The following is a 24,706-nucleotide window of genomic DNA, read 5'->3' as shown; positions in this document are numbered from 1 at the left end:
TGTTCTGAAAGAGTCGTGGCGGAAAAGACGGTCCGTTTTCAATGCTGAATGTCCAGGAGTAGCACCATGGTCTCTCGCCCCCGTTTCCTCGATGATCTGACCGGCCTTGCCGGAACGGCGTTTTCTGCCGCATCCGGCCTGCGGGAGGAGGTCCATACGCTGATCCGCAGCCAGATCAACGAGATGCTGTTCTCCCTCAACCTTGTCCGCCGGGACGAATTCGAGGCCGTGCAGGAAATGGCCAGCCGCGCCCGGGCCGAGCAGGAACGGACCGAACAGCGCCTCAGGGAGCTCGAAGCACGACTGGACGAGCTGGAACAGGCCCTGACAGCCCCACCCTCACAGCACTGATTTTTCACAGGACATGAACGGAGACTTCCCATCATGACAGCTCCCACCCTTCTTCTCGTCGGTTGCGGCAAAATGGGCGGCGCCCTCATGCGGGGCTGGGTCAACAGCCCGAACCCGCCACGCCTCTTCATCCTGGACAGGAAGCTCCAGGACGCCCCGGCAGGCAGCACCGTCTTCCGTACACCGGAAGAAATCACTACGGACGTGACACCGGACATCATCGTCCTGGCTGTCAAACCAGCCGGTGCGGAAACCGTGCTCAAAGCCCTGCGACAGAGCCTCGGTGCCCGCATGGACAAGGCCGCCCTGCTGTCCGTCATGGCAGGCAAGAACTGTGAAAAACTGGCTGAATGGTGTGGCCGGGCGGACATGCCCATCATCCGCACCATGCCCAACACACCTTCCAGCGTTGGAGCAGGCAGCACGGGGCTATACGCCTCACCGCATGTCAGCAGGGAACAGAAAGAGCTGGCCATCCGCCTGATGGAGCAGGTTGGTACGGTCGTCCCCGTTCCACATGAGGAAGACCTGCGGTCTGTCATCGCCATTGCCGGCTCTGCTCCCGCCTATGTCTTCCTGCTGGCCGAACTGCTGGAAAAAGCAGGGCAGGACCTGGGGCTGGAACAACAGGCCGCCCGTACGCTGGTCCGCAGCATGATCTACGGTGTGGGCAAGATGCTGCATGAACTGCCGGACGATGCCGAAACCCTGCGCAGGAACGTCACCAGCCCCAACGGGACAACGGCCGCAGCCCTGAATGTCTTCATGGCTGAAGAAAACTGGCCCCGCCTGATCCCGCTGGCAGCCGAAGCCGCCATCAAACGGTCCCGTGAGCTGGATGACTGACATCGGATGCAGGCAGACACCACTCTGCCTGCATCACCATAGCCGCACGGACAGGGAAAACCATCATGACTCTTGACCATCACGACCCGCTTTTCGACAGGACCATGATTGAGGCCACCCTCCAGCTCGCCCAGAGCCATGGCTGGCAGCGTGTCTCTCTTGTTGATGCTTCACGTGAAGCGGGGCTGCCCCTCCAGCAGGTCCGGCAGCGTTTCCCGTTCAAGTCCATGATTCTGATCCGGCTGAACAGCCAGATTGATGATGCCGCACTCTGCGGGGAAAGTTACGGTGCGACTGTTCGTGAACGGCTGTTTGATCTGCTCATGCGGCGTTTTGATGCCATGCAGGATTACCGCTCCGGCATCTGCGCCATCATGCACACCCTCCCCCGAGACCCTGCCCTGGCAGCGCTTCTCGCCGGAACCACGATGGAAAGCCTGCGCTGGGTCGCTGATGCCGCAGCACTGGACCGTCACGGCTTTGGTGGCATGATCCGCCTCAACAGCCTGCTGGCCATATGGTCCAGAACGCTGGCACGCTGGGAGAAAGACTCAACCCCAGACCTTGCCGATACGATGCAGGTGTTGGACAGCACGCTCGCCCGTGCCGAACGGATGGGCCTGTTGAAGGAATCTTCCGCCTCTGGGCAGGCTGACATGGTTGCAGAAGAGGGTGGACTGCCCGACCATGTTGCCCCTGAGGAAAACCGTAACAACAACGTGTTGGACTGATCCCTCCTACAAAAAATGGCGGCCCTCTCTTTACCCTTCTGGCCGTTCGGGATAAGAGAAGGGTCTGCGTTGGGGCGTAGCCAAGCGGTAAGGCAGCGGATTTTGATTCCGCCATGCGGAGGTTCGAATCCTCCCGCCCCAGCCAGTATTTCATCCCTGAAAATCAGAGCATAAAAAAAACGCCGCTCCCTCTTCGGAAACGGCGTTTCATCCGTAGCTGCACTCAGATGCTGTCTGCCCTCCCTGACGAAAGGGCAGACACCCCATCAGAACTTCTGGAAGTCCTTCGGGTGAAGCTGGTTCTGATCAAGGAAGGTGATCTGGCCCTGATCATTCGGCAGCTCGATGGTCGTGTTGCCACCCTTGACGGTCTGATGCTCAAGCATCTGGCCGATCTGCTCGTCCGTCGCCTTGAGGCCAACCTTGTTGCCCGCAGCCTTGCCAAAGTCGGTAATCGTGTAATGACCGCCCTTGTTGTTCAGGAACTGGAAGAGATTGGCAGACCCGCTGCCACCACTCAACGTAGCACCGGCATCAGTGCCACCACTGACCGTATTGTGCACGGTGATCGTGTCGGACGCCGTACCACCCTTGATGGTATCACCAATTCCGGCAAAAGCCTGAAGAGACTGATGGGACTTGGATGCATCAAACAGGATGTTGTCCGGATGCAGGGCATCACTCTGATGATCCGTCTTGAAGACGCTCTGACCAGCACTTCCCTGGCGGGCATAGTGATAGACACTATTGGCCGTCCCGAAGATGGTCGCATTGTTACCAACAGAGTGGGTACCGGACCCCACACCACCAAGGAAGCTCAGCGTTCCACCAAGGGAAAGCCGCGTCCCATCCCCGGCAGCGGAGATAGTATCCTGACCACCCAGCACAGTTGCCTGCGGCAGACTGGTCGCATCATTCCCCATGCGGAAATCAATTGAACCATTACCCACGACATCAGACGGGGCCAGCGGCGTGCCATCACCAGAGCCTGAAGAAGACACCAGAGATGCAAAGGAGGTTGAAAACAGTCTGTTCAGGTCCTCTGCCCCCTGCGTGGGGATGCTTACAGGATACTGATGCTGCTGCCCTCCCGGGACGGTTACAATAGCCACGAAACTTCACCTCAATGCAGCGTTGTCACACTCAACTGGGCCAACAGGAAGAACTGCCGCCACAAACGGAACGACCGGCCCTTCTCACCTCCCCCTTGAGCTCTGAGGGTCAACATTTTTCATGGCCTCCTCGGGTCTAAATTGAGGAATATCTGTGACACCCCCCTCAAAACCCTACGCTTCAGCACGAATTCAGGAGCTGCCTGACAAGGACTCTCTTTTCACTCATAAGTAGTAAACATCTGGCTTCTGAATTACAACAGATTTATTTATTTTTGATTAAACAAATCGCCCATCAGGTGCAAACCGCACGACGCCTTCCATGAGAATCGCATGGAAGGCGTCCATCGACTGCCGAGACTACGAATCTGGATTTGCGGAACAGCCCGCCTTACTGCAACCGGGACTCGAGCCGCTCCAGAGCAGCCAGCCAGAGCGTGGCTGTCCCATCAGATGGCGCCCGCCAGTCCCCACGGGGGGAAAGACTTCCCCCAGCCACCACTTTCGGCCCATTGGGCATGGCCGACCTCTTGAACTGGCTGGTTGCAAAAAAACGCCGCATGAACAGGCGCATCCAGTGAATGATGGCCGGCAGGTCATAGGCGACCCGGTCCTGCTGCGGATAGTTCAGGGGCCAATCGCCCCTTCCCGCATCCCGCCATGCATGAAACTGGAGAAACGCTATCTTTTCAGGCGGGAAGCCATACCGCAGCACATGATAGAGAGTGAAATCCTGCAAGGGATACGGGCCTATCATCTGTTGGGTACTCTGCACCCCCTGCCCCTGATCGGGCACCAGCTCCGGTGAAATCTCTGCCGAGACAATCTTCTCCAGAACAGTACGGACCGATGCCGAAAAGCTCCCATCATGCCCCACGGCCCAGCGTATGACATGCTGGATGAGTGTCTTTGGCAACCCGGCATTGACATTGTAATGCGCCATCTGGTCTCCGACGCCATAGGTGCACCAGCCCAGCGCCAGCTCGGACATGTCTCCCGTACCGATCACCAGCCCCTGATGATGGTTGGCCAGACGGAAAAGGAAATCCGTCCGCAAACCTGCCTGCACATTCTCAAAGGTCACATCATGGACAGGCTCCCCACGCCCATAGGGATGGTCGATGGCCACCAGCATGGCTTTCGCCGTGGGGCGGATGTCCAGCTCCCCGGCGCTGACACCAAGGCTCTCCATCAACCCATGGGCCATGGCAAGGGATGCACTGCCCGTCGCAAAGCCCGGCATGGTTCTGGCCAGAATGCGGCTCCGCTCCCAGCCAAGGCAATCCGCCGCCTTGACCGCCACCAGAAGGGCCAAAGCACTGTCCAGTCCGCCCGACACGCCAATGACCATGGTCCGGGCATGAGCTGCCTTCAGCCGCTGGCACAGCGCCTGAACCTGAATGTTCCACGCTTCCCGGCAATCCTGCTCGCACTGCTCCGGGCGGGAGGGCACGAAAGGAAAACGGGGCACATCCCTCATCAGCCCACGGTCCTTCACCTCCGGTGCCAGAGTGAAACGGACATGACGGAGGCCATCATCATCGGCCGGGACGAAATAGCCCATCTGAAGCCGTTCCTGCCGCAACCTGTCGAGATCGATATCCGCCATGATCATGGCACCCTGCCGGAGGAAACGCTCCGACCGGGCCAGGCAGTCCCCGGCCTCATGGATGAGAAGCTGGCCATCCCAGGCCAGATCAGTCGTGGATTCGCCCTCGCTGGCTGCTGCATAAAGATAGGCGCTGACGGTCCGCATGGACTGTGCCCGGCAGAGCAGGGTTCTGTGCTCTGCCCGTCCAACCGTCACCGGCGAGGCTGAAAGATTGGCCAGCACCGTGGCCCCGGCCACAGCCAGGGCTCCGCTGGGAGGCTGGGGAGCCCAAAGGTCCTCACATATTTCCACCCCCAGCACCAGACCGGAAACATCCTCTGCTTCAAACAGGATGTCCGTCCCAAATGGCACGGCACGCCCTCCCAGCATGATGGTTCCGGAGCAGCCCTGACCACTGGTGAAATGCCGGGGTTCATAAAACTCCCGGTACCGGGGCAGCATCGTTTTGGGGACAATGCCGAGAATCCGTCCCCGGTGGAAAATGGCCGCACAGTTGTACAGGGCATCTCCCCGCCGAACGGGCAGACCAACGATGCCAACCGTCATGCATCCTGCCGTCGCCTCAACCAGAGCCAGCAGAGCTTCCAGCGCCCCATCCAGCACCACCTGCTGGAAGAAAAGGTCCTCCAGCGTATAGCCTGTCAGCCCCAGCTCCGGGAAAACCGCCACGGCAACACCCTGCTCATGGCAGCGCTCCAGCCACTCCTGCACGATCCTCCCATTCTGCCGGGGGTCGCCCAGAGTGATGGGCGTGGTACAGGCCGCAACACGGGCAAAGCCCTGCCGGTAAAGACACAGAAAATCAGCCATGGTCATGGCGGCTTCCTCCCGTTGGAGACTCCTCTCAGCCTGACGGCTCACACATCCAGCCGACCATTCCGCACAAAACGGAACAGACGGTGCGTCTCCATGACAGCCAGACCAAAGACCAGCACGGCATACAGGGCGGAAAGCGTTGTCATGGAAACAGGCAGACCGAAAGGATAATCTGGCAGGTCACAGGGTTTCGTGGGCCGTGCAGGAAGATGGGCCATCCAGTCCGCAAAATCATGCCCTTCCACAAGGCCAACGTGACATTCCGCCGCAGGGCTCGGCCACAACCCATGCTCCACCCCGACATGAAGAACCCCCAGACCGACGCTGACCGCCAGGCAGACCAGCCCGGCCACGGCCGCCCAGCGGGCATAACGGGGGGACAGGACCAGAGCCAGCACACCCAGCCCCAGCAGCACGCGCCAAGGTCCCCGCTCCCAAAGGCACAGCTCACACGGCACCATGTGCAGGAATGTTTCCGCCACGAAAACGATCAGGAACACGAGCAGGGCGGCCAGGACATACAGCCCACCAATATGCCAGACGGCCCTGATCTGCCGCTTGTCAGTAAACAGCATTCCCCTCATCCTCCCAGTCTCATCCATCCAGCCTCAATGCTGGGTGCCCACACCCTGCGCCGGTTGCGGCGGTAGCAATGGAGCCGCCGGTGGCAACAGTGATGTCGGCCCGGATGGGGCAGCTCCCTGCCCACCACTACCACCAGAAGAAGGCGGTGCCAGCACGGTCGGCCCCCGTCCTTCATCCGCCTCCACATGCGGGGCAATGGCCATGGGCAGCTGCGGCTGCACAGGCGCTGGCAACGGCCCAACCATGGGGTCTACCCTGTCCCCATCACAGGACACGACCTGCACATCATACAGGGCACCTGCATACGCTCCCAGGGCCGGATCGTCCGTGAACATCCATCCCTCGAAGGGCGGACTGCCGGATTCCTGTTTCTCTTCAATCTTCAGCAGGATGGCCGTCTGCGCCGGGAGACCATCCGGCCTCTGAAGGCACCGCTCCAGCCGGAGGGACAGAGGCCCATAAACAGCATCATCCCCCACATGCAGCGGCACGAGTTCCACATGGGAATCCAGGCGCCGCATGATCCGCAGCACGGCTCCATTGCGCCCCTGCCACGCCGTGGCCGGATAAACAGCCGGAGCGGCCACGCCCCGGACTCCTTCCGCCCGCAGGTTCTCCGGCACCGCGGCCAGCAGCCCCGCCAGACAGGACAGGGCCAGAACTGTCTTCCTGATCCTCACTCCGCACCTTCCTTTTCCACCACCTCGACGACACCACTTTCCACCATCACATCGGCCAGAAGCCGCTCCATGCGGTGCCGCAGAAAGACAGGCCCGACCTCCATGAGCAAAGCATCGGCGCAGGCATCGCTCAGCACCTGCCTCAGTTCCACTTCATTGTCCCGCAGGACACGCAGCTTTCCCGTGCAGCTTATGGGCTGCCCCTCCCTGTCCAGCCAGGTCTGCTCATCAGAGGCGTGGCTCACGGTGATGTCTGCCCTGCACCAGGCGCCGGCTCCGGAACGGCCGCAGAAGCGGCGGCCGGCTGCGCTGCCGGAGCAGCCTTCTTCTGAAGGGAGTCCGTGACCGAAAAAATGAACTTGCTCAGCAGCTGCTCAAGGCTGATGGCCCCCTGCGTTTCACCAATGGTCCCGTCAGGCGCCAGCATGGCCGTATCGCCACCCGGCGTCAGCGCCACATATTTCCCGCCAAGAAGGGAATCCGACGTGATGATGGCCCCGCTATCCACTGGCAGGTGTATGTCAGAAGCAACGGAAAAAACGACATTGGCCTGGAAGGTGTGTGGGTCCACCTGCATGCTCCGCACATGCCCGACAGTTACGCCTGCCAGCCGGACATCCGAGCCCACACTCAGCCCGTCAACATGGCCAAAGGCCGCATGAAGGGGATAGCCACTGTCCTGCGGATGCTGCCGCCCGACAAGAGCCAGCACGACAAGCACCACCAGTGCAGCAGCGGCCACCAGCCCGACCAGCAATTCCATCCGCTCCCGGCCAGCCCGCCTTGCTGCGATATATCCGGCATTGTCCGAAGCCATGAACACATCCTCATTCAAGCATTGTTGACCCATCATGCAGTCACGCCGTACCGCTCTAGCGGACTCAGCCCTTCACGTCCAACATCCTGCATGATGGACGCCATTTTTTCTTTTTCCTCCCAAGGCTGGCAGTTATCCCCCATATCCCCATTTTTCTGCCCGCTTATGCCCGTTTTCCCCCTGTGGTCATGGTTTCATCATTCCCCCTTCAGTACTAGACTCGTCAGCATGAAAGCGCATCTTCACTGGAATGGCGTTCACATGAGAACGCTTCAGACGAGCATCGACCCCGACAGCACAGCCCTGCGTGCGGTCACCCTTCCTTCTGTCTGGAGTGATGACGCCGCCCAGGCGCTTGTCCAGCTGGCCCCGGCAGAAGGTGGGCCTGTCCGCCTTGCCAGTGAATCCGCCCGCTGGGTGGAGATGATCGACACCACCCCCCACCTGCCACACAGCCCACAGGATGCTCCGCCGGTCGGCCGTGGCCTGTCCTGCCTGCTGCTGATGCAGCAGATGGCACCCAACGCGGCTCTCTGGCGCAATGAGCCGGACGGGCAGCCCGGCTTCATCATCCGGCTTTCCGGTTTCGTGCAGGATGGCATTTTCGCCACGGAACATTTCGCAGCCTGCCTGAAGCTGGCCTGCGACAGCCTGCGTCGGCTGGATGCCGCACGGCGCCCCTACCGCAGCGGCGACCTTCCGCTTTTTGATGACCCTGCCCCCCGTGGCGACAGTGACGGTCCCGCCGGCATTGTCCTGCTGACAGACCTGGACGCCTGCCTGGCGGGCCTCGGGCTGGATTATGACAGTGACGAAGGCCGGGCCATTGCCACAGCCATCACCCGTTTCACACGGCTTGTTGCCCACGCCGGTACTGCAACGCCGGAAAAAGCCTTCTCCTGCCCGCAGGCACCAGACCTGGAGCAGGCCAGCATTGCCATCAGCGCCGCCACACAGTCCCTGTCCGGCCTTGCCACGATCGAGACCGGGTTCTCCTCCCCCGGGCCGGTCGATGCCCTGCTGGATGTGGAATCCTGCGGGCTCGGCCCAATTTTCTCGCTGGTCAACAGTCAGGGTGGGCTGCGTCCTTCCACTCTGGAGCGTCTGGCCCACAAGGGCCTCTCACCGGAAGCCGCCCTCGCCCTGACACTGGACGGACAAACACCCCTCCAGCCAGCTGGTGCCAAGGCCCACGCCCTGATGCATGACGCTGTCCTGCCCTTCTGCGACCATCTGCCAGCCCTGCCCGAGCCGGAAACGGACGACCTCAAGGAGAAGCTGGGCCGTGGCGTCCGTCGTCCCCTGCCCATGCGTCAGGGGGGCTTCAGCCAGCGGACCTCCATTGGCGGGCACCGTCTCTTCATGCGGACCGGTGAATTTGAAGATGGCAGTCTGGCATCCCTGTCCCTCACCCCTCCTCGGGAAAGCCCCATGGCCCGTGGGCTGATGGAATGTTTCAGCCAGGCCGTCAGCATCGGCCTCCAGTTCGGCGTGCCGCTGGAGGTGTTTGTCGAGCAGTTCGCCTATTCCCGCTTCGGAGCCTGCGGCACGGTGGAAGGGGACGAAATGGCCAGCTATGCGACATCCATGCTGGATTATGCCTTCCGCGCCCTTTCGGAGGCCTATCTGGGCCAGCGCATGCCTGATGCCCCTGCCGAGTCCGGCGAAAAACAGCATGAAGCCCCCATGCTGCCCTTTGGGCCGGAGCAGGACGGTCCATCCTCCCGCCCCCGGAACAGGAAGCTGCGCCTCGTCGGCTGAGGCGCCATGCCAGAAATGCAGGGCGGGAAATCATTGACAGTGACGGAACAGCCTGTCTAGCTAGACCTGTCCAGCACGGGCTTCCTTTCCGATGGCGCTACGCCACGAAAGGAACGGAGCGCTGCCCCGCCAGATACGGCGGGGAGTTATGGGGGATCGCACATGATCGATCACGATACAGCCAGACGTGAGCCGTTCGATGACCGTCTCGCCCGGCTGGAGCAGAAGGTGGCTCCCCGGACCGGGAAAGCGAAGCCGTCAGCCCTCTCAGAACAGTCCTCCCTCGGCATGGCCTTCCGCATCGCCAGTGACATGATTGCCGGTATTGCTGTTGGTCTGGGCATTGGCTATGAGCTTGACCGATGGACAGGATACAGGCCTGTGTTTATAATTGTGTTCGCCATGCTTGGCATGGGAGCCGGCCTGCGGAATGTCTGGCGTGTTGTGAATGTGATGGATGTCCCCGAAAGTGGGACGCAGAAAAACGGGAGAAGCCAGCGTGGCCAGCGGATCGACGATTGACGCGCTCGGGCAGTTTGAGCTGCATCCGATTTTTGGTTCTTTTGGTGAGGCCCTGTGCCTCTCCCAGGCCCCGCTGTACATGGTCATCAGTGTGGCTGTCGTGCTGGCGTTCCTCTATCTCGGCATGAAGCCGAAGGCTGTTGTGCCCGGTCGTCTCCAGGCTGCGGCGGAGGTCAGTTACGAGTTCGTGCACGGCTTGGCTGTCGATACCATCGGTGAGAAGGGCACGGCCTTCTTTCCCTTCGTCTTTGCCCTGTTTTTCTTCATCCTGGCCGGCAACTATATCGGTCTGCTGCCATTCTCCTATACATTTACCAGCCACATCGCCGTGACCTTCGCCCTGGCGATCACGGTATTCATTCTCTGCATCCTGACCTCGCTGCGGTTCCAGGGCATTGCCTTCCTGAAACATTTCATGCCGGAGGGGGCTCCGGTGGCCCTGTGCCCCATCCTGATCCCCATCGAGATTCTTTCCTACATCTCCCGCCCCATCAGCCTGTCCATCCGTCTGTTTGCCAACATGGTGGCCGGGCATGTGCTGCTGGAAGTCTTCGCAAGTTTCACGATCATGCTTGCCGGTCTCGGAGTTGTCGGCGATGTGCTGGCTGTCACTCCGCTTGTGCTCAACATCGCACTGACGGCACTTGAGCTGCTGGTAGGGCTGCTACAGGCCTATGTCTTTGCCATCCTTACCTGCATTTACCTGCGTGAGGCTGTCGATCACTGAGTGACCGATACCTCCACGTGTTTTCCTTCGCCCTGTCTTAAAGGAACCTGAACCATGGATCTTCTTCATCCCGCCCGTGAGATTGGTGCTGGTCTTGCCGTGATTGCTCTCGCCGGTGTCGGTGCTGGTATCGGCAACATCTTTGCCGCCCTGGTGAACTCCATCGCCCGCAACCCGGCTTCCCGCCCGCATGTGTTCGGTCTGGGCATGCTTGGCTTCGCCCTGACGGAGGCCATTGCCCTCTTCGCCCTGCTGATTGCCTTCCTTATTCTCTTCGTCTGAGGGCAGGACCCATGCGCCTTACGCCTCGTTTCCTCCTGTCTGCCGCCGCCCCCCTTGCGGCCTTACCGGGCCGGGCCGTGGCGGAAGGCATGCCCCAGCTCCACTTCAAGGATCCCCTGTTGCAGGGGCAGGTGGTCTGGGGTGCCATCATTTTCATCGTCTTCTACCTGCTTCTGAGCCGTTCCGCCCTGCCTAAGGTGGCGGATGTGATCAAGGCCCGTGAAGTCCGCGTCCGGAACGATCTGGACGTTGCCCGCCGCGCCCGCAAGGATGCCGACCAGGCCCAGAAGGAACTCTGCGAGGCCCGCGAGAAAGCCATGGAAGAGGCCCGCGCCACCATCCAGGGCATCCGCGATACGGCCAAGGAGAAAATCCGGGTTCAGGCAGAAGAAACAGCAGCCCGCCTGGAAGCAGAGATCAAGAAGGCTGAAGCGCAGATTGCTCTATCCCGCAGCAATGCGCTGGGCAGCATCAATGAGATCGCATCCAGCACTGCTACGGTTCTGACAGAGCGCCTTGTTGGCACAGCCGACCAGCAGGCCATTGCCGCTGCTGTTGAACACGCCCATGCTGCGAGGAGCTAAGCATGTTTCATGAACCCCGCTTCTGGACAGCACTTGCTTTTGTCCTGTTCTTCGTCATCTTCGGTCGCAAGATATGGGCTATTGTCACATCCAAGCTGGATGACCGGGCTGATGAGGTCCGCAAAAATCTGGATGAGGCCACACGTCTCCGCCGTGAGGCCGAGCAGATGCTCGAAGATTCCAGACGTGACCACAAGCAGGCTCAGGAAGAGGCTCAGGCACTGATTGCCAAGTCCAATGCTGAGGCCCAGCAGCTGCGTGCCCAGGCCGAAAGTGATGCGGCAGAGATTGTTGCCCGCCACGAAAAAATGGCCCGTGAGCGTATTGAAGCTGCCGAAAAAATCGCCCTGCGCGACATCCGCCGTGAGGCGGCCGCCTTGGCCCTGGCAGCTACAAAGGACGTTCTTGGTAAAAAGCTGGCTGAAGACCCCGACCTTGCCAACAGGCTCATCAATGATGGCCTGAAAGCACTCCCGCAAGCCTTTGGTGACAAAGCTGCGTAAGACATCATGACAGCCAGTGAGATGACCAGTCCCTTGCTGGCTGTCGTGATTACCGTCCTCAATGAGGGCGAGAATATCCTTCCCGTCTGTGCAGAAATCCGCACGGCTCTTGAGAGCCTGCCACCGGCAGAGATCATCTTCGTGGATGATGGCAGTACGGACGACACCCTCCAGAAATTGCAGGAAGCCCGCAGCACTATCCTGCCCGGGTTGCGTATTCTGTCCCATCCCTCCTGTCTGGGTAAATCTACGGCCCTGCGCACGGCCATCAGGGCCGCCCGTGCCCCATGGATCGCCACAATGGATGGAGACGGACAGGACGACCCTGCATTCATCAAAACAATGGTCGAAGCCGCATGGGACCATGGTGAAGGGGCTGTCGGCCCTCTGGTTGTTGGCGTCCGCCGCAAGCGTCAGGACAGGCTCTCCCGCAGGTTTGCCACCCGTTTCGCCAATGGTCTGCGCCAGCATCTGCTCAAGGATGACTGCCCTGATACGGGTGGGCCGCTCAAGCTCTTCCCACGCGACCTGTTCCTCTCCCTGCCCCAGTTTGAAGGGCTGCACCGTTTCATCCCCGCCTTGATGAAAAGCTACGGCGCCCCCCTCATCTGCATCGAGACACGACACAGGGCCAGGCTTCATGGCCATTCCAAATATACCAATCTGCACCGGGCTCTCGTGGGGGTGCGTGACATGCTGGGGGTTCTCTGGCTACAGAACCGCACCCGTCGGCCACCACCACTGAACGAACTGTAAGACAGCAGCCTCTCTCCCCGCCCGGCACCGGACGACCCTTCTGACGATCCGGGCATCATGCCCGTTCATCCAGTGCGAACCGGAGTTTTCATGCCTCCAAAATTCCGTCATTACGCTCTGCTTGCCGTTCTGGCGTTTCTGGCTGCCTTGCCGGGGCGCATGAGCCTGCCCCCGCTGGACAGGGATGAACCACGCTACATGCAGGCCACAGCCCAGATGCTCTCTTCCGGCAATTTCCTGGACATACGCTTCCAGGACCAACCCCGCTATCTGCAACCAGCAGGCATCTACTGGCTGGAAGCCGGAGCGGTAAAGGCCTCCGAGATCATCACACAGGATGAAACACTACGCCATGAAAGCTGGCCCTACCGTATCCCCAGCCTTCTGGCATCAATCTGCAGCATCCTCCTGACAGCCTGGATCGGAACCCGTCTGTTCGGATTTTCTACAGGCCTGCTGGCGGCAGGCCTGCTCATGGTGGCACCGCTATTTGCCGCAGAGAGCCGGATGGCCACCATCGACAGCACCCTGCTGCTGGATATTCTGTGCCTTCAGGCCCTGCTGCTCTGCCATTTCACCGACATGCAGAAGGGCAGAACGACACCATGCCGTTCCAGCATCCTCTACTGGAGCGCTCTCGGGGTAGGGATGATGCTGAAAGGCCCCATTGTTCTCATCCCCGCCCTGGGCACCCTGATCTCACTCTCCATCTGTCTGCGCAGTACGGCACTCATCCGACAGTTGCGGGCCGGGTGGGGCTGGCTGCTCAGCGTACTCATCGTCCTTCCCTGGTGTCTTGGCATTGCTCTGGTCAGTCATGGTGAGTTCTTCCGCCGTGCCGTAGGCCACAATCTGCTTGGCAAAATTGCCCACCCGCAGGAAACACACGGCTTCCCCCCCGGCTATTATCTCCTCCTGTTCCTGCTCGCTTTCTGGCCAGGGGCTCTGGCAGCCATACGCTCTCTCCCAGCCCTCTGGCAGCGACGTGCCAAACCAGAGACCCTGTTTCTTCTCTGCTGGATCATCCCACACTGGCTCATCTTTGAGTGTCTGGCCACCAAGCTCCCTCATTATGTCCTGCCAACCTACCCGGCCATTGCCATTCTGGTGGCTGCCAGCCTGACGGTCTGGCCCCTCGTACCGCTACGTTCTCTCTGGACGAAACTGGGGGTGTCCCTCTACGCCCTCGCCTGGGGATTGGCCGGACTCCTCTTCTGCCTGGCCGGGCCAGTCCTGCTCTACAGGATGGAAGGCCACCTCTTTGCGGATGCGCTCATACCTGCCCTGGGCAGCCTGCCACTCCTTCTGGCAGGCCTCCGGCTCATCTGGAAACAGAACTGGTCCGGCGGGGCACTCTGCGCCATGGGTGCCGCCCTGCTGACCGAAACGGGCATCTTCCTCTGCGTCATTCCCCATCTGACCAGCATCCAGCTTGCTCCCCGCATTGCCGAGAGCTTCCGGGAGCTCCGCCCCTGTCCCGACAGCGCCCTGATTTCCCCCTCCTACAGGGAACCCAGCCTTGTCTTCCTTACCGGGGGCCGGGCCAGACTGCTGCCACCATCGCAAGCAGCCCATGAACTGCATGACCACGCACGCTGCGATCTGGCTCTCCTGGACAGGAAGGATGACCCAGCCTTCCAGCAGGAACTGGCCCGCCTTGGCACGGAGAGCATTCTGTATGACCAGTTTGACGGACTGAATTACTCCAACGGTCACAGGCTTCATCTGCGGCTCTATGCCAGCAGTGAAAAACCCACCCGCTGAAAAGGAAACTCATGCCTTGACCTGATGGCAGCCCTGAAGAGAAGCGGCTCGCTTTCATTAAAAAACTGACATAGAATGAACGGACAGAATATTTTGTGGGCAGGGCCATGTTGCAGAATTTCACTTCCCCCGTGCCTGTGGCAGGGCATACCGTCTCCTCATGACACAACAGGCTATTCCCTCCCCCACCAAAGACAGCACCCCGCCTTCATGGTCCATTGACGATACGGCCAACGGGCTGTCCCTGACCATCCGGGGGGACTGGAAGGCCCTGCAGGATGATGTGGTGCAGTTCCCGGCAACTGCTCTCACCTCCTCCCACCCAGGGAGCGGGAAGACATTGTCCATCAACCCGGACGGACTGGGCAGCTGGGATTCCTGCTTCATCATGTTCCTGTGGACCGTCAAGCAGGCCGCCTGCCAGGCCTCCCTGACATTTGATGATCACGCCCTGCCGTCTTCCGCCCAGCGCCTTCTGGCTCTTCTGCCAGAAAAAGTGGAACAACCCGCCCCCCACCAGCAGGACCGGGAAAGCTTCTTTGCCCGTGTTGGCGGAAAGACGCTGGACATCCTGCATGAGACAGCCACATCCAGCGCCCTGCTGCTGGAAGTCATGCGGGGAGCTGTCGGGACGTTGCGTGGCAAAAACTCCATGCGTCTCAAGGACCTGCTTGTGGATGTCTGGAATGCTGGCCCCTCGGCACTGCTCATCGTCAGCATTGTCAATTTTCTGATCGGGGCCATCCTGGCCTTCGTGGGGCTGCTGGAATTACGCAAATTCGCAGCTGAAATCTATGTGACCAATCTGGTGGGCATTGCCTCCGCCCGTGAAATCTCCGCCATCATGACAGCCATCATCATGGCCGGACGTACGGGCGGAGCCTATGCAGCCCGCATCTCCACCATGCAGGGCAATGAAGAGATTGACGCTCTTCAGGTGACTGGCATCTCCGTGGCGGGCTATATCCTGCTCCCCTCCATTCTCTCGCTGATCCTCATGATGCCGCTGCTGTATCTCTATGGCACGCTGGTCTCGATTTTCGGCGGTTTTGTCGTCTCCATGACCATGATGGACATTTCTCCCACCGGATACTGGCTCTCCACCTTCAACGGCGTGGAACTGAGCCAGTTTGCCTTCGGGTTCATCAAGGCACTCTTTTTTGCTGGCTTCATCGCTCTGGCTGCCTGCCGGATCGGCCTGAAAGCCGGCCGCAGTGCTGCGGATGTCGGCATTGCCGCCACACGGGCTGTCGTCATCGGGATTGTCGGGGTCATCGCTCTGGATGCCGTTTTTGCCGTCCTCGCCAACGCCGCTGGAATCTGATGATGTCTGATAGAGAAACTCTCATTTCCGTCCGTGATCTGCAACTCTCTTTCGGGCCCAAGATCATCCAGCAGAATGTGTCATTCGACCTGAAAAAAGGCTCCATCTTTGCTGTCATGGGGGGCTCCGGCTGCGGCAAAAGCACCCTGCTGAGGAGCATGATCGGTCTTCTGCGCCCCACGGCAGGGCACATCATGGTGGGTGGGGAGAATTACTGGGAGCAGGATGACGCCCACCGCACGGCCATCAACCGCCGTTATGGCGTTCTCTTCCAGAGTGGTGCGCTGTGGAGCTCCATGACCGTGGGCGAGAATGTCGCCCTGCCGCTGGAGATGTTCACGGACCTCAAGCCTGATGCCATAGACCATCTCGTCCGCCTGAAACTGGGGCTGGTGGGGATGGAGCATGCCATCGATCTCTTCCCCTACGAGATTTCCGGCGGCATGAAAAAACGGGCTGGACTGGCCCGGGCCATTGCGCTGGAGCCGGACATCCTCTTTTTTGACGAACCCTCCGCCGGGCTGGACCCGATCACCTCCGCCCGGCTGGATGACCTCATCCTCACCCTGCGTGACGGACTTGGGGCTACGATCGTCATTGTCAGCCACGAACTGCCCAGCCTTTTCACCATTGCTGATGATGGCATCTTTCTGGATGCTGTCACGCACAGGCCCATTGCCAGTGGCTCACCCCGTGCCCTGCATGACAGCTGTACCCTCCCGGAGGTGACGGCCTTCATGCACCGCTCTGCTTCCATCCCTTCCCAGACAGAACAGAAGGCCGAACAGCATGTCTGAAACCACCAACAGAAAAACCCAGATCGGCATCTTTGTCGTCCTTGGGGGCGTGCTGCTACTGTTCATCATCATGACATTCGGGCATCTCCGCCTCTTCTCCAAAACACGGGACGTTGCCGTGGTGTTCCAGAACTCCATTGCTGGCCTGTCTGTCGGGGCCCCAGTCAATTTCCGTGGTGTGAAGGTCGGATCCGTCCAGAGCATCACCCTGCATTTCGACCCACAGGACCACAAAGCCTATATCCCGGTCATCATTACTCTGGAGACCGGGCAGATGCATGTTGTCCAGGACGATGCGGGGGGCAAGCAGGTCAATTTCCAGACAATGATTGACAATGGCCTGCGCGCCGGGCTGAACCTGCAGAGCCTCGTGACGGGACAATCCAACATCGAACTGGACTTCGACAAATCCGTTCCCGCCACGCTGCATCCCCGCATCACAAAACTGCCGGAGATTCCTGTCCGGCTCTCCACCATGGAGAAGCTGAAAAACACACTGGAGCAGATTCCCATCAAGGATATCAGCCAGCATGCTGATTCCGCCCTGCTATCCGTCACGGAGCTGAGCGAGGGCCTGCGCCAGGACCTGCCCGGCCTCATTGCCAGCCTGAAGAGAACATCCGACCAGTCGCAGGAAACCATGCAGGTTGCTACTGCCACCATCAGGGACCTGCATACCCAGCTGGATGGGTCACTGGCAAAACTGGACCGACTGTTTGATACAGGTACCAACCAGCTTGAAATGCGTGGAAAGGATATCCACAGGACACTCCTCTCCGCCACAGCCACACTGGAGGCCCTGCAGGACATTCTCTCCGCCCGTTCCGTGGACCGAGCCAATCTGGATGCTGCGCTGCGGGATATTGCCGCAACGGCTTCCTCTCTCCGTGGGTTCGCCAACGATGTGGAACGCAATCCGCAACTTCTGCTTATGGGACGCCACCCATGATGTTTCCATCACGCCATACTGTTCTTGCCCTTCTGGGAAGCTGCACCCTGCTTGCAGGCTGTGCATCTCCCCAGCTGCACATCTATACGCTCGGCATTCCTGTCCATACCGATACGAAATCCCTCCAGGTGTCTCCGCAAACAACCATCGTGCAGATCAGTCGGATCATCATGCCGGACTATCTGGACAGCCAGGAGATCATCACCCGTCAAGGGGAGGAAATCCGCCGCAGCCCCAACTCCCGCTGGGCATCCCGCCTGTCCCTTGGCATTACGGACCTGATCACCAACGAAGTGGCTGCCTCCCAGCATGACATCCTGGTGACGGACCAGCCCTTGGCCCAGGCAGCCGACATGCAGATCATGGTTGCCATTTCCGAATTCGATGTGGATGTGAGTGGTCATGCCATACTGAACGCCCATTGGGCCATTGTTCCGCATGATCGCCACAAACCGATGGTCCGCAACATTGCGCATCTCGCTGCCAACGGGCCTGTCAGGACAGATGCCGATACGGCCGCACTGATGCGGAAACTCGTAATACAGCTGGCGGAGCATATCTCCAGATCCATCCCAGCAACACCGTAAAGCAAGACGGCCCCCGGGACTGAAACAGTGAACCAGTCCCAGCCCTCTTCCCCGATGCCATCCCAAACTGTTTTTCAGGAAAATCGTGGTGGAGCTAAGGGGAGTCGAACCCCTGGCCTCCTCATTGCGAACGAGGCGCTCTCCCAACTGAGCTATAGCCCCACAATCTGCCGTTCAAGACACCATGCACGCCATGAACTGTCAAGTCGTGACTGCCCAGCAATTGGTCTCGCCAGCCATGCAGAAGATTGTTACATGTGTGGGTCTGCATCTCCTCACGCCATCAGGAAGGATATCCGCCTGTGCATGCTGCCATCATCTATCTCCAGGTCATCAATCTCCTCATGGTGGTGTTGGATGTTTATACATGGATCATCCTTGCCTACTGCCTTGCCTCCATGGCTATCGGTTTTGGCGTCATAAACCCTCAGACCAACCGCTTCGTGAGTAGCCTTCTTGAGATACTGGCAAGGCTTGTGGAGCCCGTTCTGCAACCCATCCGCAATATTCTACCAGACACAGGCATGATGGACTTCTCCCCCCTCATCCTGCTCCTGGCCATTCAGTATGGCATTCCCTTCATCCTGAAGAGCATTTTCAGAATCTTCTTCCTCCCACAGGGCTGAAACAAAAAAACCCCCGCCTGAAAATCAGGTGGGGGTTTTTCCTGTCCGATGAAGAGCTGATCAGAACACGGCAAACACAGCGGCTTCCGGTGAGATGGACCGGGACGTATTGTGCCCGGCCACCGGCAGGATCACACCGACAATCCCACCAACACTCGACGTCCAGTTATATTCAATCCCCGGCCCGACATTGAAGGCACCAGACCAACCCGTCCGAGAGTTGATGTATTTCTTTGAATAAACATTGTACCCATTGACCGAACTGGATGTAGCCCAGGTATGGTACAGGTCCAGCGCAAACACCCACTTCTTGGTGATACCCAGCTCGACTGAACCACCCTCATTCCCATAGGGACCGGCATGACCACGCCCAGTGAAACCTTTCTCTGTCCCATAACTGGTGATGTTGCGCAGTTTCGTACTGGCCACCGGATGGCGGACCTGCGCCCAAAGACGCACACGCATTGCATGGTCAAAAAACGGCAGGGCAAACTGACTGTGCACACCATAGCGAAGTGCCCAGACACCCTGGCCAACCCCCTCTGACGCATTGGAAAGGTTCTTGTAATCACCTGTCGGGGTATTCACGCCAAAATAAAGCGTGATGGACGGCGTATAATGCGGTGTCAGACGGTACTGGAACTCCACCGGCAGATCATTAAACTTCAGGCCGGAATGTTTGGTATGATTCCCCCAGCTATAGCTGTATGTCGGCAGCAGATAGATGGACAGATGGTCCGTAATACCATATTTCGCCAGCGAAAACTGGGAAATGGAATGCTGCCCCCCGGCTCCCTTCCGGGTATTGAGATGCCCGTTGGAATCAAACGCACCGGCAGGCAGGCCAGCCGCTACATAAGGCTCCACAGCAATCATGCCCGGGACAGGCAGAGCTGGTGAGGGAGAATAGAGGGACCCCGTATACCACTGCTCTGGCAACGGCTTGGAGGCTGGTTTCTCCGCAATGGACACGACCGGCTTCTGGGCAGCAGCCTCATGGGAAGAAGCCGCAACAGCCGTCCCCGCAGCTGCGCTGGCCGGCTGGGTAGCTTTGCCCGTTTTCTGGGCCGAGCTGTCACCTGCTCCGTTACCGTTACTGGCCGCCACAGCCGTCTCCGCAGCATGCACATCTGCACAGGCACCGAAAGTACCTGCAAAGAGACTGGACAGAAGGGCTGCGTAACGCACGGACGTCTTCATCACGATAAACCATCATCCCATTGTTGTGATGAGAAAACATTACGACAGCAAAAAGATAGTTTGCAATAGAGAAATGAAAAATTATTTATATCTGAAACATATTCCATTTGTTTTATCTATCCGGGACAGCCCCGGGGAAAACCAGACCAATGGTCTGTTTCCAGATAGTCATCAGGACGCTGTCCCTCCAACTGTCAGGCCACTCACCTTCAGCATGGGCTGCCCCACACCAACAGGCACACCCTGCCCGGCCTTGCCACATGTCCCTATGCCCGGGTCCAGCTCCATGGCGGGGCCGATCATGCTGATCTGCTCCATCACCGCTGCTCCACTGCCAATCAGCGTCGCCCCACGCACTGGTGCCGTAACCCGGCCATCTTCAATCAGATAGGCTTCCGAAGCAGCAAACACGAATTTGCCAGAGGTGATATCAACCTGCCCGCCACCAAAATTGCGGGCATACAGGCCCTTCTTCGTGGAGCGGATCATCTCCTCCTCCGAGGCCTGTCCCCCCGCCATGATGGTATTGGTCATGCGCGGCATCGGCGCATGGGCATAGGACTGACGGCGGCCATTCCCTGTTGGCGTTACTGATGTCAGGCGGGCATTCAGCCGGTCCTGCATGTATCCCTGCAATATCCCGTCTTCAATCAGCACGGTCCGGCTGGTGGGAGTTCCCTCATCATCCATGTTCAGGGAGCCACGCCGCTCCGGCAAGGTGCCGTCATCCAGAACAGTCACCCCCGGGGCAGCAATACGCTGGCCCACGCACCCGGAAAAAACGGACGTACCCTTGCGGTTGAAATCACCCTCAAGCCCGTGCCCGACAGCCTCATGCAACAGAATCCCGGGCCAGCCGGCCCCCAGCACAACCGGCATGTCCCCTGCCGGAGCCGCCACGGCCTCCAGCGTCACCAGGGCCTGCCGCAGGGCCTCTTGTGTCATGGCCTGCCAGCAGGACGGCTCCATAAGGCGGGACAGAGCATACCGCCCTCCCTGTCCGGCACGGCCACTCTCCCGCCGTCCGCCCTGCTCCACCACCACGGAAACATCGAGCCGGACCAGCGGACGGACATCCACCAGCGGCCCTGCATGCCCCTCCTGAAGAAACGCAGGACGCATGATCCGCACGACCTGCCACTGCGTGTTGAGGGTCACATTCACCTGCACGACACGGTGGTCCAACCCTCGCCCATAGGCCTCAATCTCTCCCAGCAACGCCGCACGCTGTGAGAAATCCCCCCCCTCAAGCGGATGTGCTGTACCATAAAGAGAGGCCCGTCCATCTGCCGCCGCAGCCTCCTGCAGGCGGGAAGGGGCCTGCTGGTCCGGTCGGAGAGCCATGCGCTCTACACTGCCCAGCCCTTCGGCGGCACGCCGCAACGCCCCCATCCCCAGAAGATCCGAGTGGGCAAAGATGGTCTGGCTGCCCGTGACACCCCGCAGGCCAAACCCTGAAGAGCGGTTGAAACCAGCCGTCCGCAGCAGGCCATTTTCCAGCCCCAGCGTCTCTTCTTCCCGATATTCCAGAAACAGCTCCCCGTCATCCATGCCAGCAAGACTGCTGGCAAGCTGACGGTTCACGTCATCAGGCGTCCATGGCAGGGTCTCATGAAAAAAAAGGGCGTCGGATATTTTTACAGGGGAAGGCGCAGACATGACCACCAGATGGATTTTCCATACGGCACAGATGCCGGGGATTATAAAAAACTGAGGCAGCACTGTCTCATAAAATGAAGTTTATGAGCAAGCACTCGACAGATGGCCAATTGTCCCCTAATCGTTTTGGTATCAGTCCAAAAATTGCGAGGCACGCAGCCATGGCGAAAAAAGCAGTTTCCTCTCCTTCCGCACAACGCCCTTCCCCTCAGAAAGCCGCCATCCAGCGCGTTTTTGAGCTGATCGAAGAGCACGGCATCGAGTTCGTTGATCTCCGCTTCACCGACACGAAGGGCAAATGGCAGCACACCACGCAGACGGTCCGCACCATTGAAGAGGACACCTTCACGGAAGGCTTCATGTTTGACGGCTCCTCCATCCAGGGGTGGAAGGCCATCAACGAGTCCGACATGGTCCTGCTGCCGGACCCGGAAACAGCCGTGGTCGACCCCTTCTCCGCCCGCCCGCAGCTCATCCTGATCTGCGACATCATCGACCCCAGAACGGGCGGCTATTACAATCGTGACCCCCGTGCGACAGCCAAACAGGCCGAAGCCTACCTGAAGAAGAGTGGCCTGGGTGATACGGCGTTCTTCGGCCCGGAAGCCGAGTTCTTCATTTTCGACAGTGTCCGCTTCGGCACGGGTGAGAATTACGGCACCTACCACCTCGACAGCATCGAAGGGCCGGAAGCTGCCCTGAAGGACTACCCGGAAGGCAACATGGGCCATCGCCCGGCCCGCAAGGGCGGGTATTTCCCTGTTCCGCCGGTGGACAGCGAACATGACCTGCGCGCCGAGATGCTGGCTACCATGGGCGAGATGGGTCTGCCGATCGAGAAGCATCACCATGAAGTGGCCCGCAGCCAGCACGAGCTGGGCACGGCCTTCGCCACACTGGTGAAGTCAGCCGACTTCATGCAGATCTACAAATACTGCGTGCACAATGTCGCCCATTCCTACGGCAAGACGGCCACCTTCATGCCGAAGCCCATCTATGGCGACAACGGCACCGGCATGCATGTACATCAGTCCGTCTGGAAGGACGGCAAGCCGCTCTTTGCTGGCAAGCGCTATGCTGACCTTTCCGATGAGGCCCTGTACTACATTGGCGGGATCATCAAACACGCCAAGGCACTGAATGCCTTCACCAATCCCTCCACCAACTCCTACAAGCGGCTGATTCCGGGGTTTGAAGCCCCTGTGCTGCTGGCTTATTCCTCCGCCAACCGCTCTGCATCCTGTCGTATCCCCTACGCTACAAGCCCGAAGGCAAAGCGTGTCGAGGTCCGCTTCCCCGACCCGACAGCCAACCCCTACCTTGCCTTCAGTGCCATGCTGATGGCTGGTCTGGACGGCATCCGCAACAAGATCCACCCGGGCGAAGCCATGGACAAGGACCTGTACGAGCTGCCGCAGGAAGAGCTGAACATGATTCCGACCGTCTGCGGCTCCCTGCGTGAAGCTCTGGAGGCCCTGAAGACCGATCATGCCTTCCTTCTGGAAGGTGATGTCTTCACCAAGGACCAGATCGAAAGCTACATCACGCTGAAGATGCAGGACGTATACCGCTTTGAGCACACACCGCATCCGGTTGAGTTTGAGATGTACTACTCCGTCTGAGCCACCCCGTTCTTCCTGCTCCTAGCCGGGGCAGGAAGGGCTGGCCAGCGCACCATCGGAACAGACCGTCTGCCTTTCCATGAGGGGCAGGCGGTTTTTTTTTCATGATGGCCGCCCCATGAAAAAAGGGCCTGCCCCCTGAAGGAGCAGGCCCTTGCCTCATGCGGCTGGCAATGCCGGATCAGGCATTTTTCTTGGAAATGCCATTTTCGGCTACATCCCACAGCCAGGCAGCCCCACGCACACCAGAACTGTCACCATGACGATTCTGCACGATCGGTGTCGTGCAAGGCGATGTAATTACATAACGGGGCAGCAGCTTGGGCACACGCTCGTAGATGCTGGGAAGATTGGACACGCCACCACCCAGCACGATCACATCAGGATCGAGGAAATTGACAGCCTGCGCACAGGCCCGGGCGAAACGGTCCATGTAGAGGTCCAGCGCACGGATGGCAGCTTCATCCCCATTACGGGCCGCCTCTTCAATTCCGTTCGGGGAGCGGTTGCCTTCACCCTTCCATTCCGCAGCCAGTGCCGGGCCACAGAGATAGCGCTCCTGACAGCCCTCATTGCCACAGAAACACTTCCGCATGGGCATGTCTTCCGGCTTTGCCCACGGCAGAGGGATATGACCCCATTCACCGGCGATGTGATGATGACCGGAGAGCACCCGAGCATTGGCCACAATGCCACCGCCCATGCCTGTCCCGATGATCACGCCCAAAACGACGGAATAACCGGCACCAGCGCCATCAGCAGCTTCGGACAAAGCGAAGCAGTTGGCATCATTTTCAACACGCACGGGACGGCCAAGACTCTCCTCCACATCACGCTTGAAGGCATTGTTGTTCAGCCATGTAGCGTTGGAGTTGCGGACCAGGCCTGTCTCGGGGGACAGGGACCCGGGGATGCCGATGCCCAGAGTGGATGTCAGCTGAGTCCCCGTGATGCGATGGGCAGGCACACAGCCGATCTGGTCCTCAGCCTTCAGCACCAGGTCCCGGATGGCCTCGATGGCCTTGTCATAAACCCCGGGGTTGGGAATACGCTCGCGCAGCACTTCCTTGCCACTGCGGTCCAGAGCAAGAATTTCGATTTTCGTGCCGCCAAAATCAATTCCAAGACGATAATCAGCCATGTGATGATTCTCCCTTAATCCAGCTTACGATGCGGGATGCAGAGGCTGCTGTCGGATGACCTCCAGCTCGGCTCCATGCTCCTTGATGAAACCGGCCAGAGCGCCAAAATGCTTGCTGGCAAGGTGGGTTTCGAACCCGTCCTTGCTGGCCCAGATCTCGCTGACCATGAAACGCCCCTTCTTCTCAGCATCACGGGAAATTTCGTAACGCTGGCAGGCTTCTTCCTTCAGCGAATGACCAGCACAGACCTGCACGGCTTTCTCAAGCTGGGCGGCTTTCTCTTCAGCAATGGTGACCAGTGCCAGAATATGGATGCTCTCGCTCATTTCGACTCTCCCTGAGTTGCCCCGC

The 24,706-nt window shown here is 59.5% G+C and carries 27 protein-coding genes and 2 tRNA genes; 18 read left to right on the top strand and 11 right to left on the bottom strand.

Going from position 1 to position 24,706, the window contains the following annotated elements; translation table 11 throughout:
* Window positions 1-66: 66 nt before the first annotated feature.
* The 4 genes from GM608_RS08795 to GM608_RS08780 all read left to right on the top strand — a co-directional run bounded on the left by GM608_RS08795 (window position 67) and on the right by GM608_RS08780 (window position 2,073).
* Window positions 67-351 (top strand): accessory factor UbiK family protein, encoded by a 285-nt coding sequence (locus tag GM608_RS08795; protein WP_086431625.1) that lies wholly within the window; start codon window positions 67-69, stop codon window positions 349-351.
* A 33-nt stretch (window positions 352-384) separates the two neighbouring features.
* Window positions 385-1,197 carry a pyrroline-5-carboxylate reductase gene (gene proC / locus GM608_RS08790; RefSeq protein ID WP_043559257.1) on the top strand — a complete coding sequence of 271 codons (813 nt, stop codon included), beginning with the start codon at window positions 385-387 and terminating at the stop codon, window positions 1,195-1,197.
* A gap of 65 nt (window positions 1,198-1,262) precedes the next feature.
* Window positions 1,263-1,928: a TetR family transcriptional regulator gene (locus tag GM608_RS08785; RefSeq protein ID WP_086431623.1), complete on the top strand. Its 666-nt coding sequence runs from the start codon at window positions 1,263-1,265 to the stop codon at window positions 1,926-1,928.
* Window positions 1,929-1,998: 70 nt separating this feature from the next.
* Window positions 1,999-2,073, top strand: a tRNA-Gln gene (locus GM608_RS08780).
* A 121-nt stretch (window positions 2,074-2,194) separates the two neighbouring features.
* On the opposite strand, the gene GM608_RS08775 is transcribed toward GM608_RS08780, so the two are convergent.
* The 6 genes from GM608_RS08775 to mlaD all read right to left on the bottom strand — a co-directional run bounded on the left by GM608_RS08775 (window position 2,195) and on the right by mlaD (window position 7,550).
* Window positions 2,195-3,040: a hypothetical protein gene (locus GM608_RS08775; protein ID WP_052348986.1), complete on the bottom strand. Its 846-nt coding sequence runs from the start codon at window positions 3,038-3,040 to the stop codon at window positions 2,195-2,197.
* A gap of 391 nt (window positions 3,041-3,431) precedes the next feature.
* On the bottom strand, window positions 3,432-5,462 hold the full coding sequence (locus GM608_RS08770) for an NAD(+) synthase (RefSeq protein WP_333645392.1): 2,031 nt from the start codon (window positions 5,460-5,462) through the stop codon (window positions 3,432-3,434).
* A gap of 47 nt (window positions 5,463-5,509) precedes the next feature.
* Window positions 5,510-6,043, bottom strand: a complete 534-nt coding sequence (locus tag GM608_RS08765; RefSeq protein WP_043559250.1) for a disulfide bond formation protein B — start codon at window positions 6,041-6,043, stop codon at window positions 5,510-5,512.
* Between the two features lie 33 nt (window positions 6,044-6,076).
* Complete coding sequence (locus tag GM608_RS08760) at window positions 6,077-6,733, bottom strand: DUF2155 domain-containing protein (protein ID WP_333645391.1); 657 nt, start codon at window positions 6,731-6,733, stop codon at window positions 6,077-6,079.
* Window positions 6,730-6,978, bottom strand: a complete 249-nt coding sequence (locus tag GM608_RS08755) for a hypothetical protein (protein ID WP_333645390.1) — start codon at window positions 6,976-6,978, stop codon at window positions 6,730-6,732. Before GM608_RS08755 ends, GM608_RS08760 begins: the two co-directional genes overlap by 4 nt.
* Complete coding sequence (gene mlaD, locus GM608_RS08750; RefSeq protein WP_052349002.1) at window positions 6,975-7,550, bottom strand: outer membrane lipid asymmetry maintenance protein MlaD; 576 nt, start codon at window positions 7,548-7,550, stop codon at window positions 6,975-6,977. The genes GM608_RS08755 and mlaD overlap by 4 nt, the downstream gene beginning before the upstream one ends.
* Window positions 7,551-7,778: 228 nt before the next feature.
* On the opposite strand from mlaD, the gene GM608_RS08745 reads away from it, so the two are divergent.
* The 12 genes from GM608_RS08745 (at window position 7,779) to GM608_RS08690 (ending at window position 18,106) form a co-directional block, all read left to right on the top strand.
* Window positions 7,779-9,311: a vitamin B12-dependent ribonucleotide reductase gene (locus tag GM608_RS08745; protein WP_043559247.1), complete on the top strand. Its 1,533-nt coding sequence runs from the start codon at window positions 7,779-7,781 to the stop codon at window positions 9,309-9,311.
* Window positions 9,312-9,473: 162 nt separating this feature from the next.
* The gene (locus tag GM608_RS08740) at window positions 9,474-9,833 is read left to right on the top strand and encodes an AtpZ/AtpI family protein (RefSeq protein WP_043559245.1); all 360 of its coding nucleotides are present in this window, start codon (window positions 9,474-9,476) and stop codon (window positions 9,831-9,833) included.
* Entirely contained in the window at window positions 9,811-10,560 is a 750-nt protein-coding gene (locus GM608_RS08735) for a F0F1 ATP synthase subunit A (RefSeq protein WP_043559242.1), read from the top strand. The genes GM608_RS08740 and GM608_RS08735 overlap by 23 nt, the downstream gene beginning before the upstream one ends.
* Before the next feature lie 54 nt (window positions 10,561-10,614).
* Window positions 10,615-10,842: an ATP synthase subunit C family protein gene (locus tag GM608_RS08730; RefSeq protein WP_018979931.1), complete on the top strand. Its 228-nt coding sequence runs from the start codon at window positions 10,615-10,617 to the stop codon at window positions 10,840-10,842.
* 11 nt (window positions 10,843-10,853) lie between these two features.
* Window positions 10,854-11,426, top strand: coding sequence for a hypothetical protein (locus tag GM608_RS08725; protein ID WP_081562459.1), 573 nt, complete (start codon window positions 10,854-10,856; stop codon window positions 11,424-11,426).
* Window positions 11,427-11,428: 2 nt separating this feature from the next.
* Window positions 11,429-11,929, top strand: a complete 501-nt coding sequence (locus tag GM608_RS08720; protein WP_282799947.1) for a F0F1 ATP synthase subunit B — start codon at window positions 11,429-11,431, stop codon at window positions 11,927-11,929.
* A gap of 21 nt (window positions 11,930-11,950) precedes the next feature.
* Window positions 11,951-12,685, top strand: coding sequence for a glycosyltransferase family 2 protein (locus tag GM608_RS08715; protein ID WP_408863047.1), 735 nt, complete (start codon window positions 11,951-11,953; stop codon window positions 12,683-12,685).
* A 90-nt stretch (window positions 12,686-12,775) separates the two neighbouring features.
* The gene (locus GM608_RS08710) at window positions 12,776-14,449 is read left to right on the top strand and encodes a glycosyltransferase family 39 protein (protein WP_043559226.1); all 1,674 of its coding nucleotides are present in this window, start codon (window positions 12,776-12,778) and stop codon (window positions 14,447-14,449) included.
* A gap of 160 nt (window positions 14,450-14,609) precedes the next feature.
* Window positions 14,610-15,773 (top strand): ABC transporter permease, encoded by a 1,164-nt coding sequence (locus GM608_RS08705; protein WP_333645389.1) that lies wholly within the window; start codon window positions 14,610-14,612, stop codon window positions 15,771-15,773.
* Between the two features lie 2 nt (window positions 15,774-15,775).
* Window positions 15,776-16,570 (top strand): ABC transporter ATP-binding protein, encoded by a 795-nt coding sequence (locus GM608_RS08700; RefSeq protein WP_373364560.1) that lies wholly within the window; start codon window positions 15,776-15,778, stop codon window positions 16,568-16,570.
* Complete coding sequence (locus GM608_RS08695; RefSeq protein ID WP_043559217.1) at window positions 16,563-17,519, top strand: MlaD family protein; 957 nt, start codon at window positions 16,563-16,565, stop codon at window positions 17,517-17,519. Before GM608_RS08700 ends, GM608_RS08695 begins: the two co-directional genes overlap by 8 nt.
* The gene (locus GM608_RS08690; protein ID WP_333645388.1) at window positions 17,516-18,106 is read left to right on the top strand and encodes a PqiC family protein; all 591 of its coding nucleotides are present in this window, start codon (window positions 17,516-17,518) and stop codon (window positions 18,104-18,106) included. The genes GM608_RS08695 and GM608_RS08690 overlap by 4 nt, the downstream gene beginning before the upstream one ends.
* A gap of 86 nt (window positions 18,107-18,192) precedes the next feature.
* Here the strand turns inward: GM608_RS08690 and GM608_RS08685 are convergent.
* Window positions 18,193-18,268: transfer RNA gene (locus tag GM608_RS08685), tRNA-Ala, on the bottom strand.
* Window positions 18,269-18,408: 140 nt separating this feature from the next.
* Here GM608_RS08685 and GM608_RS08680 point away from each other — a divergent pair.
* On the top strand, window positions 18,409-18,732 hold the full coding sequence (locus GM608_RS08680) for a YggT family protein (RefSeq protein ID WP_227431471.1): 324 nt from the start codon (window positions 18,409-18,411) through the stop codon (window positions 18,730-18,732).
* Between the two features lie 60 nt (window positions 18,733-18,792).
* Here the strand turns inward: GM608_RS08680 and GM608_RS08675 are convergent, their stop codons facing one another.
* Window positions 18,793-19,932 carry a hypothetical protein gene (locus GM608_RS08675; protein WP_052348983.1) on the bottom strand — a complete coding sequence of 380 codons (1,140 nt, stop codon included), beginning with the start codon at window positions 19,930-19,932 and terminating at the stop codon, window positions 18,793-18,795.
* Window positions 19,933-20,103: 171 nt separating this feature from the next.
* The gene (gene tldD / locus GM608_RS08670; protein WP_333645387.1) at window positions 20,104-21,591 is read right to left on the bottom strand and encodes a metalloprotease TldD; all 1,488 of its coding nucleotides are present in this window, start codon (window positions 21,589-21,591) and stop codon (window positions 20,104-20,106) included.
* A 161-nt stretch (window positions 21,592-21,752) separates the two neighbouring features.
* Here tldD and glnA point away from each other — a divergent pair, with 161 nt between their 5' ends.
* Entirely contained in the window at window positions 21,753-23,213 is a 1,461-nt protein-coding gene (gene glnA / locus GM608_RS08665) for a type I glutamate--ammonia ligase (RefSeq protein WP_043559209.1), read from the top strand.
* A gap of 181 nt (window positions 23,214-23,394) precedes the next feature.
* Here glnA and GM608_RS08660 read toward each other — a convergent pair whose 3' ends face one another.
* Window positions 23,395-24,354, bottom strand: a complete 960-nt coding sequence (locus GM608_RS08660; protein ID WP_052348982.1) for an ROK family protein — start codon at window positions 24,352-24,354, stop codon at window positions 23,395-23,397.
* 24 nt (window positions 24,355-24,378) lie between these two features.
* The gene (locus GM608_RS08655) at window positions 24,379-24,681 is read right to left on the bottom strand and encodes a putative quinol monooxygenase (protein WP_043559206.1); all 303 of its coding nucleotides are present in this window, start codon (window positions 24,679-24,681) and stop codon (window positions 24,379-24,381) included.
* Between the last annotated feature and the right edge of the window lie 25 nt (window positions 24,682-24,706).

Source organism: Bombella sp. ESL0380, assembly GCF_009725805.1.
Lineage (GTDB): Bacteria > Pseudomonadota > Alphaproteobacteria > Acetobacterales > Acetobacteraceae > Bombella > Bombella apis.
The sequence above is the reverse complement of the archived record's forward strand: the minus strand, read 5'-3'. Positions and strand labels throughout refer to the sequence as shown.

Excerpts from the sequence above, each read along its gene's own strand:
- GM608_RS08785 (WP_086431623.1), top strand. The coding sequence starts at position 1,263 with ATGACTCTTGACCATCACGACCCGCTTTTCGACAGGACCATGATTGAG.
- GM608_RS08740 (WP_043559245.1), top strand. The coding sequence starts at position 9,474 with ATGATCGATCACGATACAGCCAGACGTGAGCCGTTCGATGACCGTCTC.
- GM608_RS08655 (WP_043559206.1), bottom strand. The coding sequence starts at position 24,681 with ATGAGCGAGAGCATCCATATTCTGGCACTGGTCACCATTGCTGAAGAG.
- GM608_RS08795 (WP_086431625.1), top strand. The coding sequence starts at position 67 with ATGGTCTCTCGCCCCCGTTTCCTCGATGATCTGACCGGCCTTGCCGGA.
- GM608_RS08675 (WP_052348983.1), bottom strand. The coding sequence starts at position 19,932 with ATGAAGACGTCCGTGCGTTACGCAGCCCTTCTGTCCAGTCTCTTTGCA.
- GM608_RS08705 (WP_333645389.1), top strand. The coding sequence starts at position 14,610 with ATGACACAACAGGCTATTCCCTCCCCCACCAAAGACAGCACCCCGCCT.
- mlaD (WP_052349002.1), bottom strand. The coding sequence starts at position 7,550 with ATGGCTTCGGACAATGCCGGATATATCGCAGCAAGGCGGGCTGGCCGG.
- GM608_RS08725 (WP_081562459.1), top strand. The coding sequence starts at position 10,854 with ATGCGCCTTACGCCTCGTTTCCTCCTGTCTGCCGCCGCCCCCCTTGCG.
- proC (WP_043559257.1), top strand. The coding sequence starts at position 385 with ATGACAGCTCCCACCCTTCTTCTCGTCGGTTGCGGCAAAATGGGCGGC.
- GM608_RS08715 (WP_408863047.1), top strand. The coding sequence starts at position 11,951 with ATGACCAGTCCCTTGCTGGCTGTCGTGATTACCGTCCTCAATGAGGGC.
- glnA (WP_043559209.1), top strand. The coding sequence starts at position 21,753 with ATGGCGAAAAAAGCAGTTTCCTCTCCTTCCGCACAACGCCCTTCCCCT.
- GM608_RS08720 (WP_282799947.1), top strand. The coding sequence starts at position 11,429 with ATGTTTCATGAACCCCGCTTCTGGACAGCACTTGCTTTTGTCCTGTTC.
- GM608_RS08770 (WP_333645392.1), bottom strand. The coding sequence starts at position 5,462 with ATGGCTGATTTTCTGTGTCTTTACCGGCAGGGCTTTGCCCGTGTTGCG.
- GM608_RS08730 (WP_018979931.1), top strand. The coding sequence starts at position 10,615 with ATGGATCTTCTTCATCCCGCCCGTGAGATTGGTGCTGGTCTTGCCGTG.
- GM608_RS08660 (WP_052348982.1), bottom strand. The coding sequence starts at position 24,354 with ATGGCTGATTATCGTCTTGGAATTGATTTTGGCGGCACGAAAATCGAA.
- GM608_RS08700 (WP_373364560.1), top strand. The coding sequence starts at position 15,776 with ATGTCTGATAGAGAAACTCTCATTTCCGTCCGTGATCTGCAACTCTCT.
- GM608_RS08695 (WP_043559217.1), top strand. The coding sequence starts at position 16,563 with ATGTCTGAAACCACCAACAGAAAAACCCAGATCGGCATCTTTGTCGTC.
- GM608_RS08765 (WP_043559250.1), bottom strand. The coding sequence starts at position 6,043 with ATGCTGTTTACTGACAAGCGGCAGATCAGGGCCGTCTGGCATATTGGT.
- GM608_RS08745 (WP_043559247.1), top strand. The coding sequence starts at position 7,779 with ATGAAAGCGCATCTTCACTGGAATGGCGTTCACATGAGAACGCTTCAG.
- tldD (WP_333645387.1), bottom strand. The coding sequence starts at position 21,591 with ATGTCTGCGCCTTCCCCTGTAAAAATATCCGACGCCCTTTTTTTTCAT.
- GM608_RS08710 (WP_043559226.1), top strand. The coding sequence starts at position 12,776 with ATGCCTCCAAAATTCCGTCATTACGCTCTGCTTGCCGTTCTGGCGTTT.
- GM608_RS08690 (WP_333645388.1), top strand. The coding sequence starts at position 17,516 with ATGATGTTTCCATCACGCCATACTGTTCTTGCCCTTCTGGGAAGCTGC.